At 44.4% G+C, this 13,303-nt stretch carries 12 protein-coding genes; 7 read left to right on the top strand and 5 right to left on the bottom strand.

Annotated elements, in window-relative coordinates:
* Positions 1 to 487 precede the first annotated feature (487 nt).
* The 4 genes from lptM to B3Q63_RS01530 all read left to right on the top strand — a co-directional run bounded on the left by lptM (position 488) and on the right by B3Q63_RS01530 (position 4,579).
* Positions 488 to 826 (top strand): LPS translocon maturation chaperone LptM, encoded by a 339-nt coding sequence (gene lptM, locus B3Q63_RS01515; protein WP_296172975.1) that lies wholly within the window; start codon positions 488 to 490, stop codon positions 824 to 826.
* 124 nt (positions 827 to 950) lie between these two features.
* The gene (gene lysA, locus B3Q63_RS01520) at positions 951 to 2,285 is read left to right on the top strand and encodes a diaminopimelate decarboxylase (RefSeq protein WP_296172977.1); all 1,335 of its coding nucleotides are present in this window, start codon (positions 951 to 953) and stop codon (positions 2,283 to 2,285) included.
* 286 nt (positions 2,286 to 2,571) lie between these two features.
* Positions 2,572 to 3,459 carry a diaminopimelate epimerase gene (gene dapF / locus B3Q63_RS01525; protein WP_296172979.1) on the top strand — a complete coding sequence of 296 codons (888 nt, stop codon included), beginning with the start codon at positions 2,572 to 2,574 and terminating at the stop codon, positions 3,457 to 3,459.
* 79 nt (positions 3,460 to 3,538) lie between these two features.
* Entirely contained in the window at positions 3,539 to 4,579 is a 1,041-nt protein-coding gene (locus tag B3Q63_RS01530) for a tyrosine recombinase XerC (RefSeq protein ID WP_414706295.1), read from the top strand.
* 68 nt (positions 4,580 to 4,647) lie between these two features.
* Here B3Q63_RS01530 and B3Q63_RS01535 read toward each other — a convergent pair whose 3' ends face one another.
* The gene (locus B3Q63_RS01535; RefSeq protein WP_296172981.1) at positions 4,648 to 5,535 is read right to left on the bottom strand and encodes a nitrilase-related carbon-nitrogen hydrolase; all 888 of its coding nucleotides are present in this window, start codon (positions 5,533 to 5,535) and stop codon (positions 4,648 to 4,650) included.
* A 343-nt stretch (positions 5,536 to 5,878) separates the two neighbouring features.
* Here B3Q63_RS01535 and rpoN point away from each other — a divergent pair, with 343 nt between their 5' ends.
* On the top strand, positions 5,879 to 7,621 hold the full coding sequence (gene rpoN, locus B3Q63_RS01540) for an RNA polymerase factor sigma-54 (RefSeq protein ID WP_296172982.1): 1,743 nt from the start codon (positions 5,879 to 5,881) through the stop codon (positions 7,619 to 7,621).
* A gap of 462 nt (positions 7,622 to 8,083) precedes the next feature.
* Complete coding sequence (hpf, locus tag B3Q63_RS01545; protein WP_201564601.1) at positions 8,084 to 8,464, top strand: ribosome hibernation-promoting factor, HPF/YfiA family; 381 nt, start codon at positions 8,084 to 8,086, stop codon at positions 8,462 to 8,464.
* Between the two features lie 251 nt (positions 8,465 to 8,715).
* Here hpf and thiS read toward each other — a convergent pair whose 3' ends face one another.
* The 4 genes from thiS to B3Q63_RS01565 form a co-directional block, all read right to left on the bottom strand.
* Positions 8,716 to 8,916 carry a sulfur carrier protein ThiS gene (gene thiS / locus B3Q63_RS01550; protein WP_201564603.1) on the bottom strand — a complete coding sequence of 67 codons (201 nt, stop codon included), beginning with the start codon at positions 8,914 to 8,916 and terminating at the stop codon, positions 8,716 to 8,718.
* Positions 8,917 to 9,068: 152 nt separating this feature from the next.
* Positions 9,069 to 9,443, bottom strand: coding sequence for a DUF423 domain-containing protein (locus B3Q63_RS01555; RefSeq protein ID WP_201629177.1), 375 nt, complete (start codon positions 9,441 to 9,443; stop codon positions 9,069 to 9,071).
* A gap of 76 nt (positions 9,444 to 9,519) precedes the next feature.
* Complete coding sequence (gene rpoH / locus B3Q63_RS01560; protein ID WP_201545792.1) at positions 9,520 to 10,383, bottom strand: RNA polymerase sigma factor RpoH; 864 nt, start codon at positions 10,381 to 10,383, stop codon at positions 9,520 to 9,522.
* Positions 10,384 to 10,624: 241 nt separating this feature from the next.
* A complete protein-coding gene (locus B3Q63_RS01565) occupies positions 10,625 to 11,122 on the bottom strand; it encodes a sulfurtransferase TusA family protein (RefSeq protein WP_296172987.1) in 498 nt (165 codons plus the stop codon).
* Between the two features lie 640 nt (positions 11,123 to 11,762).
* Between B3Q63_RS01565 and B3Q63_RS01570 the strand changes: the two genes are divergently transcribed.
* Positions 11,763 to 13,298 (top strand): M48 family metallopeptidase, encoded by a 1,536-nt coding sequence (locus B3Q63_RS01570; RefSeq protein ID WP_296172988.1) that lies wholly within the window; start codon positions 11,763 to 11,765, stop codon positions 13,296 to 13,298.
* Positions 13,299 to 13,303: the final 5 nt, after the last annotated feature.

Below are 13,303 nucleotides of genomic sequence, written 5' to 3' on the forward strand. Positions count from 1 at the left end.
AAAACTTAGGTTTTCGTACTTTTAAAGGTTAATAGGACGCATGCTAGCGCCTCGTCACAGCCACAAGGGTTAAGTATAATGTACCATATTTTTGCGCGTATACCACGATAACTATAAGGCTTTAATCAGCAATCTCATAAGTGCTTGATACAAGTGTACACCGAAGGCCGCGAGTGTTTATCAGCTATAATGAGACAAAAATACACTCTATAAAAATTGTAAGTAAATTTTTCTGGGTTAATAGATTGATGCTTTATTAATGCTGTATTACCTCTCTATCAAAGCCATATATTCATACGTTCATCATTTATTTGCATAAATTTGTGGCTCAAACAGAGGTGGTAGGCGCACAGCTTTAACGAATAATGCTATGATTAAAAAATTGTCCTATTTCCCTATTGCAGCCTTGGTTGTTTTTTATGGATAGTTATTTTCATTCTTATTCTATCCAAACCAAACTGTTGCAAGATTACAGGTTAGCCATTCTATGTTTACTATACGCCGCACCTCTAAGATTAAAAGCGCTGATGCAAGCGCTTTTTCAAAAAATGTTCCAAGTGTTAGCGCCAGTCGCCCTGCTACTTATAAGCTTATCGCAGCTACTCTGGTGATAGGTTCTACAGTATTGACAGGCTGCGGGCAAAAAGGCGATTTGTATCTAGTAGAATCTAGCACCCAAACAGTTGAGACTAATAGTCCGGTGCTTGATAGCAGCAGTCATCCGCAAGATGCCGCCTTTGCTAAAATTGACGACAATCAAAATAACCAGCAAAACGCAGACAGTTTCCAACTGCCTAAACCAAGCACCGATCCCAACGATTATTAATCATTGATTATTGCTTATTACAATGCAAACGCTCAAACGATTTTTAGCGTATTCGGCAAGCTATTCACCTTTATGCCTTAATGCCTTAAAATCTTAATACATTGATTATATTAGAGATATTTATATGAGTCAGTCAGTCACTACCCAAACCGAGCAGGGATTGTATGTGCATCCTGAAGCCCTAACCGCCCATTTGCCTGCGCTCGATTATCGAGGCGGTGCCTTGTATATGGAGCAGGTTAATATTGATGAATTAGTTAAAAACTATGGCACGCCGTGCTATGTATACTCAAAACAAGCCATTTTAAATGTTTATCAAGCTTATACGACCAGCTTTGCCAGTCTACCGCATCAGATTTGTTATGCGGTAAAGGCCAACTCCAATTTGGCGGTATTGGGTATCTTAGCGCAAGCAGGAGCAGGGTTTGATATCGTTTCACGTGGTGAGCTCATGCGCGTATTGGCGGCAGGCGGCGAGGCTGCGCGCGTGGTATTCTCAGGCGTTGGCAAAACCTATAGCGATATCGAATATGCACTGACCCAAGGCATTGGCTGCTTTAACGTCGAGTCGATTAGCGAGCTGACTTTAATCAATGACGTCGCAAAGCAGTTGGATAAATCGGCACCAATCTCGCTACGGGTCAATCCAAATGTCGATGCCAAGACCCATCCGTATATTTCAACAGGGTTAAAAGACAATAAGTTTGGTATTGACCATGAAAATGCCGTCGCTGTCTATGAGCAAGCGGCGCAATTATCGCATATCGATATCGTCGGTATCGATTGTCATATTGGCTCGCAATTGACGGAAGTTGCGCCATTTGTAGCAGCTTTAGATAAAGTCATTGAGCTGATACATAGCCTGCGTGATAAAGGTATTGCGCTGCGTCATATTGATTTGGGCGGCGGTCTAGGCGTGCGTTATATCGATGAGACGCCCGTATCTATCGATGAATTTGCCCAAGCGTTATTACCAAAACTTAGTGAGCTTGGTTTAACGGTATTCTTTGAGCCGGGTCGTAGTATCGTGGCCAATGCTGGCGTGCTCTTAACTAAGGTTGATGTGTTAAAACCAACTGAGCATAAGAACTTTGCTATTGTCGATGCGGCAATGAATGATTTAATTCGCCCTGCTTTATATCAAGCTGAAATGGCGGTGATTCCAAGTGTTCTGCCCAACAAAGGCATCGATACTGATGGCACACAACCGTGGGATATTGTTGGTGCGATTTGTGAAACCGGTGACTTTTTAGCAAAAGACCGTTTGTTGTCATTAGCAACAGGCGATATCTTAGCGATAACGGGTGCTGGCGCGTACGGCTTTACCATGAGTAGCAATTACAACTCGCGCGGTCGTGCCAGCGAGGTGATGGTAGCCGATGATAATCATCAATTGATTCGGAAGCGTGAAACGCTTGAAGCGTTATATGCTGATGAAATGTTGTGGCAAGATAAGTAGCCTATTAAAAACGCCGCGATGTTTAATAATTAAAGTTTTATGATTAAAGCTTAATGATTAAAGCTTAATGATTAAAGCTTAATGGTTAAAGCTTAATAATTAAAAATGACCCATTGTTATAACGACAATGGGTTTTTTATGGCCTGCTTTAATTCAAAGTCTAATTAAAAATATTTGTTCGGTTGTAGAGCACTAACTTAGCGTTTGATAGCGGTGATAATTATGATTGTATCTGACAGCGTGCTAATATAAGGCATACATAAAAATAGGATAGGATAACAAGGATATGCTAATAGAATTTACAAAGATGCATGGGCTGGGTAATGACTTTATGGTCATCGATTTGGTGACCCAGCGCTTAGAGTTAACCAAGGATTTGGTGCAACTGTTGGGCGATCGTCATTTGGGCATTGGCTTTGATCAATTGCTCGTTGTTGAGCCGCCGATGCGTCCTGACGTTGATTTTAGTTATCGCATTTTTAATACCGATGGCACAGAGGTCGAGCAGTGTGGTAATGGCGCGCGCTGTTTTGCCCGTTTTGTGCAAGCGCGTAAGCTGTCATTTAAACAGCGCCTGCGGGTTGAGACGGCAAGCGGCATTATTTCGCTGACGACAGACCGTTATGGCTGGGTTGAAGTCGATATGGGTAAACCAAAGTTTGAGCCAAGCGAGATTCCCTTTACCCCAAGAGCGACGACCAAAATCCAAAACGCCTATCATTTAGACGTCAATGGCACGCCAGTGCAGCTGTATGTTGCCAATATGGGCAACCCACATGCGGTTATCAAAGTTGATGACGTGCTCGATGCCGACGTTGCAACCTTGGGCAAAGCTATCGAATCACATCCTGCCTTTCCAGAGCGCGTCAATGTCGGCTTCATGCAAGTGATGAACCAGCGCCATATTCGCTTGCGTGTCTATGAGCGCGGTGTTGGTGAGACGCAAGCTTGTGGTACGGGCGCCTGTGCCGCAGTGGCGGTCGGTATCCGTGAAGGCTGGCTCGATGAAGGCGAAGACGTACGCGCCCAGCTTTATGGCGGCAGCATGATTATCAAATGGCAGCCGGGTTATTCAGTGATGATGACCGGCCCAACGGCGTTCGTCTACGAAGGCGTCTTTAGCCCAGATGGTCTGATGGCACAAGCCGGCATCAAACCTACTCCAGAAGGTTAATGGATAATAGGTTAATGAACAATGACAAGCGGTGTAGGTTTGCTGCTAGGTAAATGTTATGGTCATCTCTAAGAAGGCTATGTTCAATAAAAACCGTCAGACGACAGAGCCTAGCTCAGATTCTGAGTCGAAAGCGTGGCTATCAGTTGAGCATGCTGCTGCTATAGAGTCGGATGCCGCGCTACGTGAACTGTTAGCACCGGTACATCGTTGGCTCAATACGCTGTCAGTGCGTAACCATTCAGAACATACGCTGGTGGCTTATTTTGCGGGCTTAAACCAGTTGGCGCTATTTTTACGCGGCAAACGTCTGACGTGGACGCGCTGTGATAAGCGCCAATTAGCCCAGCATATCAGCCAGCGCCTAGATGAAGACAAGCTGGCACTTGCCAGCGTCCAGCAAGAGCTATCGGCTATCCGTCATTTTTATGGCTGGCTGATAGAAGAAGATTTAGCACGTATTAACCCAACCACTGGCTATCAGCTTAAGCGCAGTCCTAGACCGCTGCCGTCTATTGCCGATGTGGATTTATTAACGCAATTGCTTGACCAAGAGATACCTGATACGCCCGAACAAGCACGCTTGTGGTTGCGTGATAAGGCGATGTTTGAACTGCTTTATAGCAGCGGTCTGCGTGTCGGTGAATTGGTGGCGCTCGATATGGCAGATATCGACTTGGCTGACCTGCGTGTGCGCGTGACGGGTAAAGGCAATAAAACGCGCTTGGTGCCCTTAGGTATCAAAGCTGCCGAGGCGATTAAACGTTATCTGCCGCACCGAAATCTGTGGGTAGAGCAGATGGATAGCGCCTTGTTTATCAGTGAGAAATTAGGCACACGATTGTCTACACGGGCAGTACAGCAACGTCTCAAGGTTGCGGCTACACGTGCGGGCATTGCGCAAAATATGTATCCTCATTTATTACGCCACTGCTTTGCGTCGCATATGTTATCTGGTAGTGGCGATTTGCGCGCGGTACAAGAAATGCTTGGTCATAGTGATATCAGCACCACGCAAATTTATACTCATGTTGATTTTGCTAAACTCACCCAAGTCTATGACCGCGCCCATCCGCGCGCCACTCATGCGCAAAATAACAGTGACAGCGATATTACTTAAGTTGAAGCTACTTAATTTGCAGTTACAGATCTAGTGCCAGTTTCATTTTTAATCATTTAAACCTACATCTATGCCAAACGATGGCAGTCAAAGATAGGCATCTTTTGTCGTCCTTGGATTTGTAATTTTTTATCTAAGTTTGCTAATACCAAAGCATAATTTTTATTAGCAGGGTCTTTCAAGTCACTATCCTCATAGCTGTTGATAATCGTGCCATCATAAGCGGTAATCGTGCTATGTCCCCATGTCTGACGGCTACTGCCATCCTTATAAGCATGCTCGCCGCCTTGTGCTGCGCCAATCACCATACACTGACTGTCTAACGCCCGCGCGCGTAGTAACAGCGACCAGTGCGCCTGCCCCGTCAAATAAGTAAAGGCTGATGGCGCGCTTAGCAAATCCGCGCCCGCTTGCCGTAGCCGCTGCGCCAATGCTGGAAAGCGTAAATCAAAGCAAACCATCATACCGAGCTGATAAATACCATCATTTGCTTCGAGTGTCGTAACGACTGTTTGGGTGCCGGGCTCAAAGGTCGCCGCTTCATTATAGCTGCCTTGCTTATCGGCGACAGTCGCAGTAAACAGGTGAATCTTATCGTAGCGCGCTACTCGCGTACCATCGGGGGCAAACAGCTGACTGACTTGGCGCAATCTACCATCGGGTACAATGACGCCATCAGGGCGGTAAGGGCAGGGCAGTGAGCCTGCAAGTACATAGATGCCATAAGTACGCGCATAGTCAGCTATCGTGTCGGATAGCTCATCAAAACGCTCAGCAGTGGCAAACTGTCGACCCATGCTACAGCAGTTTTCTGGTAGCACTACCAACTGAGTGCCTTGTGCATGTGCATCGATAATGGCGGCTTTTATATCTGCTAAATTGTCTTCGATATTTTGCTGGCTGTTGATCTGCACAGCAGCAACGGTTAGTTGTCCGTTATTTCTTATCTCATTCATAGTATTCTTCCCGATTTTAAGCTGTATTGAGTTTCCCTTTTATCTGCTCTTTTATCCTATTGTTACTCACGACTTTTATGCATAGGTTTTGCATGGGTCTTACATGATTAAGCGCTTAGCAGCCCTACAAAGCTATTGATGTTTTTATAGTTTGAGCAAGTGCTGAACAATAGCTTATCTGGACAGGGTATAAATTATCATAGCAACATTGTAGCAAAAAATGCTATCGTCATGACCTGACCGCTTAAAGCCCTTTTTTAATCGGTATAAGCGTTAATAATCGCAAGCTTTAACCAGCATAACATATAGAATCTTACCCTAATCGGAGTGTAATAAGTCACCCATGAGTATGTCGTTTGGATTGGCGACCACGCTGAGCACCTCACAAAAACTGACCCCGCAAATGCAACAAGCTATTAAATTGCTGCAGCTCTCTAGTCTTGAGCTCGCGCAGGAGGTACAGGCGAAGCTCGATAGCAATCCATTGCTTGAACGTATCGAAGATGACGATGATGATAATGATGAGTACGACAAGAGTGATGATGAGGCGCTCAATGAGTTTGGCGAGCCATTAACGCTAGATAGTTGGAATCAACACGCTAGCGTTGATACGTTTTCTACCTCTACTCATTTATCAGATGATGGTTTTGACTATGCTGACAATAGCAGCGATGACAATAGCAGCGATGACACTATCACTGATGAATATAGCAGCGACAGCTTAGATAAGTTACAGCAGGCCAGTTTTGATGATGAAGCGATAGACAATTATGCGCTAGATGGCGAGGACTATAGTGGTTTTGAAAGCAGTAATTATGCCTCTGCTGCGCCAAGCGCTGGCAGTCTGTCCAATCATTCAGGTCGCGGAGGCGATGAAGACTTTGATAGCTATCAGGGCAGCACCAGCGCGACCATTCAAGACCATGTGCGCTGGCAGCTAAATTTTAAACATCTCTCCGAGACAGATACGCTCATCGCCGAATACTTGATGGACTCTATGGATGATATGGGCTTTGTGCGCCTTGATATTGATGAGTTGTTACAGAGCTTTGATACCATGGCAAGCTTTTACCAATGGGATGAGCGCGTTGAGCATGATGAGATCATGGCGGTACTGCGCATTATTCAATCGTGTGACCCGCTTGGTGTTGGCGCGCGCAATCTCAACGAATGCTTAGCGCTGCAATTGTCCAAGCTTGATACGAATACAAAGTATCTTAAAGAAGCCCAAGCACTTCTCTCAGCCAGTGAGCATTTAGTTAGTAATAATATCAAAGCCTTGACTGAGCTGACGGGACTCGCGCCTGAATATATCACACCCGCTCTTACTCTATTACGCACTTTGAATCCTTCACCCGGTTTGTTATTCCAAAGCAGTCAGCCTGATTATATGCAGCCATCAGCAAGCTATGATATTCCTGATGTGTTGGTTACGCCTATTCGCCGCCACAATAGCAATAATAGCAATAATAGCAACAGAGGTGATATTACTGCCCAAGTAGATGGCTGGCAGGTGCGTCTTAATCCTGAAACCTTGCCCAAGCTGCGGGTCAATCAAGAATATGCCAGTTTAGTCAAACGCGGTGATGATAGCCCTGACAATCAGTATCTGCGTGAAAACCTCACCGATGCGCGCTTGTTTATTCGTAGTATCGAGGAGCGCAATCAAAACTTGTTAAAAGTAGCGACCAGTATCGTGCGCTACCAGCAAGAGTTTTTGCAACATGGTGCAACCGCCATGCAGCCGCTTATTTTAAAAGCCATTGCCGAAGAAGTGGATTTGCATGAATCGACCGTCTCGCGCCTGACTACCAGTAAGACCATCTTGACGCCACAAGGGTTATTTTCCCTTAAGCACTTCTTCTCATCTCACGTTAGCAGCAGTGACGGTGATATCTCTTCAACCGCCATCAGTGCCATGATTAAGCAGCTTATCGCAGATGAAGACCCTAAAAAGCCCTTATCTGACAGTCGCATAAAAGATTTTTTATTAGCAGAAGGTATCGATATCGCCAGACGAACAGTAGCTAAATATCGTGAAGCGATGAATATCGGCTCCTCTACCCAGCGCAAACAAAAGTATTAAATGTTGTGATTCAATGGCTTATCAATGCAGTACTGCTCTTATCAATATTTTTTTTCGTAAATATAAAAAATAAAATTTTTTGATTATATAGAAACATGCAGGAAACATCAGTTTTTATTACATTTAGTTACAGTTTAGTGTCTTGCTACTATTCGCTTTTCATGACAAATTAGAGTCATACCAACAACGAAAACCAAGTATCGATTTGGCTTATTTGTATAAATCATCAATCTAAAATATGATAAAAATGCGTTTATATTTTACTAAAGGAGTAGAGGGATAAAGACGTTAATGATTAAAAAGCTAAGCGCTAAATCTTATTAAATATGTTTATTAAACATGCTTATTAAATATAAAAAGATACTAGGTCGGTTATTGGTAAGGCAGGGTGATAAAAGCATAAGTGCTGGCTCATCTGTTGATTATAAGTAACAATATAAGCAATAATAAAAGGACAATAATATGAATGTTTCTATCAGTGGTCACCATATCAGTATTACCGATGCCATGGACAAAGCGGTTCGCGAAAAACTTGAAAAAGTAGAGCGTCACTTCGATCAGATTCAAAGTATTAAAGTGATATTATCGCTAGACAACAGCGGCGCAAGTGATGGCGGTAAAAAGACTCATAAAGCCGAAGCAATTATGCGAGTCGCAGGTCAAGAGATGTTTGTCCAAGCCCTTGAAGACGATATGTATAAAGCTATTAACGACATGGCAGACAAACTTGATAGACAAGTGCGTAAATATAAAACCCGTCAAGACCGTAAGAAAACTCAGGGTCCAGGGCGCGATGAACGCTATGAAGATTTAACCGATGTAGAGGCAGCGCCTGCAGTTTAGCTTTAAATGCCACACGGTTTAATAGCAATGTTTAGCTGTCATGTTAGGCGGATCTTCTATCATATAAGCTTTATTGTCGTAACCATTGATAATTCTTAGCTCATAAATAAATAGTATAAATAGCAGGATTGTCAATGATAGACGATTAATAGTGTTAATGATTGAAATGAAACAAACGATAAGCTAAGCAAAAAAAGGACCTCCAACGTATTATCGTTGAGGTCTTTTTTAAACGGTGTGGCTTATAAATCTTAGCCGCCGCCAACCGCTTGTACAACTTCGATATTCATACCTTCAACGATACGCAGTTTATCAAGCTCGCTTTTTGGTATCAGCTCGCCATCGACTTCAACGGCGTAGCGTCCAGTACTAAGCCCAAGTTCATTGACGACCAATTGTACCGTTTGATGGGTGGTCTGCAGTGTCTTACCGTTTACATTAATATTACTCATAGTATGTGCTCCCTAATGACTTGAGATTCCTTTTTATCAAATTATCTTTAATCTATGTTTATCTGTAACTGAAATTTTATCGATGACGGTTAGCTGTGTTATTCATTTTAAACGACCGATTGTGCGTTTTAATTATTGAAACCAAGTAGCTATTAAATACCGGCGTGATTTAAACGAGACGTCGTTACTGCAAGCCATAACCAACCTGCGATCATCAATACACCGCCAATAGGAGTAATCGCCCCAAACCAGCGCGGCGCACCAAGCGTCATCGCATATAAACTGCCGGCAAAGATAATCACCCCGACCTGCAATAACCACGCCGTGGTTTGAGTCGCATAATTTAGCCGAATAAGAATGCCCACCAGCAATAACCCAAGCCCATGTATAAACCAGTATAAGGTTGCTGTTTGCCACCATTCAAGCTGCTGAGTACTGACGATAGCTTTAAGACCATGGGCACCAAAGGCACCCAAAGCCACGGCGATAGCCATATTAAGCGCCGCAATACTTATCCAATTTAGCATGGTCAAACTCGTATTATAAATAGGGCTTTGATAATGGTTCTTTTCATCTAATAAGAAGCTTCAACTGACAAGCTGCTTACTGAATATCATCAGGTAATATCACACTATCGATGGTCATGGCTTCACGGATTTTATCCATGGCATTTTTCTCGATTTGGCGCACACGTTCTGCTGAGATAGAGTAGACCGCTGCCAATTCATGCAAGGTTGATTTTTGCTCAGAAAGCCAGCGCTGCTCAACGATATCGCGCGAACGATCATCCAAGGTATCCATCGCCGCCAGTAGTGCAGAAGAGTTATTTTCTTCCCAGTCAGATTCTTCAACCATCTCGGCAGGGTCAATACCGTCCTCTAAGAACAGCTGCGGCGCATAGCGTCCATCGTCATCATCGCTTGACTGCGCTTCAAATGATGCATCATACGACGTCAAACGTGATTCCATTTCAAGCACTTGCTTGCGCGTCACATTTAAATCATTGGCAATCGCATCAGCTTCTTCAAGGGTTAGCTGGTTGTTGGTCTTTTTAAGGCTACGTAAGTTAAAGAATAGTTTACGATGCGCTTTGGTGGTGGCAACTTTGACAATGCGCCAGTTACGAATGACAAATTCGTGAATTTCAGCCTTAATCCAATGCACGGCAAAGGATACCAAACGTACGCCTTTATTCGGGTCAAAGCGTTTTACCGCTTTCATTAGCCCTAAATTGCCTTCTTGGATTAAATCGGCTTGTGGCAGACCGTAGCCTGAGTAGCTACGCGCGATATGAATAACAAAACGCAGGTGCGACATAACAAGTAAACGCGCCGCTTCAACGTCGCCTTCATCGTAATAGCGATGGGCAAGCTCTTGCTCTTGGGTCGGTGTCAAAATTGGTATTTGATGCACGGTATTGATATATGCACCCAAGTTTACCCCAGGCGCAGATAAATGCGTTGGCATCGCAGGGACCAAATCGCGAGTACTGGTATCACCAAGCGCGCTGGCGTCATAAGGCGGACGCGCCGCTGCAGCTTTTAGCGCCGCATCGCGTGCTTCGTTTTTTTCGGGCGCTGCGCTGTCTTTTTTACGGGAATTTGCAGCGTTAGTAGAAGTATTAGCCATATTCTTGACCTTGGTTAAATAGATAAGCAATGAGTCAGATAAAAATCTTTATAGTTGTAATTGTAAAGGATAGCGCCGCTTAGTTGCTATCAGTTTTGGTAATGATGAAGTGATATATTGTATCAACAGAATATTTAGATTTTGTTACTGTAGTCTCTTCGCTATTTGCTGCTGTTGCCTGATTGATAAGCAATAATAATGGGTTTACGGTATCTGTTTTTTGGCTCTGCTCACAAAACGCAGTGATATCGGCTTGCGAGTTTGGGTCGGTTGCAACCACATATAACGATTCGCCTGCGGCTACATGACGTAGCGCCACTTTGGTTTTGAGCAGTGGCATCGGGCAGGCAAGTCCGCGGCCGTCTACCATATCTTTAATAGTAATCGTCGCTTGCGCCAGACCTGCGCTATCATTTAGTTTACCGTTATCGGTTACACTAAAGGTATCTGCTGGCAATAATCCTAACAGCTGTCTTATTGCTTGCTGCTTTGCTTCAGGCAAGGTATCTGATAAAGCTTCTGACAGATGCACAGCATGCGAGCCTTGTACAATGATGGATTGGTTATCAGCAGACATAAAATTAACCTTTAAGATATCAATGTTTAAGGTAGCAGTATTCAAGACAGTACGGCTGATTAAGAGAGCTTAGCTTTGTATAGTACTGCCCAGAAGCCTTTATCATGGCCTACCATTATAGCAAATTGCCACTATGTAATTGCAGTTGAATATAGTCATCATAACGTTTGGTCAATCAGAACACCTTATTAGGGCGTGTCCTCAATTCAATCGATGGACATCTAAATGGGCTAAAAATGGCTAAATTTTGCCAAACCTCGTCAAATAGCTGGGTAATATCCCGATATTAACTGCACTATTTTCCTCGTTTGGCTACAATTTATCTCACTTTTATCACCATTTTTAAAGTGAGGATACGCCCTAGCATTAAGCAATAGATTTATGTTTTAAACCTTAAGTTCGGACTATAAATTTACACCGTCTAGATTTACACAACCATGTTGCACAATCGTGACGCACGGCAGCGTGATTGGTAGCCAGAAGCAGACGACAATTGACCTTGGATAAACAAGCTCGTATAGTCAAAAAGACGTTATGATTACTCGTATAGGATACGCACTTGTATTATTCTCATAGACCATCGCTGCTTAAAAAAACAGTAAAGACATTAGCAGAAGGCACATTTGCGCTAAAGTTAAGTATGTCTGCTACCTTACTGATGCTGGCAACCACGGCCAACGCTATCAGCACACAAGCTGCGCCTTTTGCTTATGATTCATGGCAGTCTAGCAATGCAGACGAGTTAGATTTGCCAAATTTACGCGGGCAGGGTTTAAGTTTTGCTGAGCAATATCAAAATAAACTGCTTGGCGAATGGTCGTTAAGAAACATCAATGGTCGCACTAAGATGGAGCATGACCCTTGGATACACGAAACGGTCAAAGACATCACATGGCGATTAAATGCTCAAGCACGCCAGCAAGCGCCACTCGGCTTGGTCATTATTGATAATCCCAGTATCAATGCTTTTGCCGCGCCAGGTGGGGTTATCGGGCTGAATACCGGGACGATAATGGCGGCAAGCAGTATGGATGAGCTTGCCAGCGTCATCGCGCATGAAGTAGCACATATTAGCCAAAACCATTATGAGAGCGGGGCGGATGAGCGCAAAAAAGCCTTGCTGATGCAAATAGGCGGTATGCTTGCGGCGATTGCGGCGTCAGCGGTCGATGGTGACGCAGCCGCTGCCGTCATGATGGGCAGCCAAACGGCGACGATGAATAGCAGTATGGCTTTTAGCCGTAATAATGAGCGTGAAGCTGACCGCGTTGGGATGCAAATCATGAACCAAGCTGGTTATGATCCACGGGCGATGCCGCGATTTTTTGCAACGATGAATCAACAAAGCCAATTAAACCAAACCGCCAATCAATTCTTACCCAGTTTTGTGCGCTCGCATCCTTTAAGTAATGAGCGCTTAAGTGAGTCGCAAAGCCGCGCTCAGCGTTATACCTCGTTGTCATTAAACCAGCAGCAGCGCCATCAAGCGTTGTTTGATTTGCTGTATTGGCGTGTACAAAGTACCGGCAAACACGTCTCTGAAACTGCATTGACGACCGCTGCTAAAAATAGCGTTGGCGCAAAATTGGCGCTGATGTATTGGTATGGCGAACAGCAGCGTTTTAAAGAGGCCAATGAGCTATATACTGAGCTATCAGCGTTGCCCGCAACGCAGCGCCAAGTATTAGAGCCTTTATTGTCTATTACCCAAAGCCAAATCCTTACTGAGCAAAATCAATGGCAACAAGCGGCTGAACTGCTAGAGAGTCAGCAGCGCCTCTATCCTGAGCGCCGTGACCTGCGTCTTTATTTGGCTGAAGCACTGACCAATAGCAATCAGCCAACCAAAGCGCAAGCACTGCTTAAGCCCTTGACTGAGCAGCAGCCAAGCGACCGTTATGCATGGCAAAGTTTGCAATTGGCCAATGAAAAAATTGCTAAAACCACCGATTCAGCGCCGCTGGCAAAAATTGCCACCATCAATGCGCTGCGTTATCGCAGTCATGACCAGTTATGGAGTGGCCGCTATGACCGCGCGCTGACCTCGTTGACGCAAGCCAAGCAATTGACTGAGCAAATGCAAAGAACCGCGCAAGCGAGCAGCGCTCGTCCGTTACTTGCTAATATTAATGCTGAAATCAAAGCCGTAAAAACCGCCAAAGACTTTAAGCCTTAGGCGGT

This window comes from Psychrobacter sp. UBA2769, assembly GCF_002352555.1.
Classification (GTDB): domain Bacteria; phylum Pseudomonadota; class Gammaproteobacteria; order Pseudomonadales; family Moraxellaceae; genus Psychrobacter; species Psychrobacter maritimus.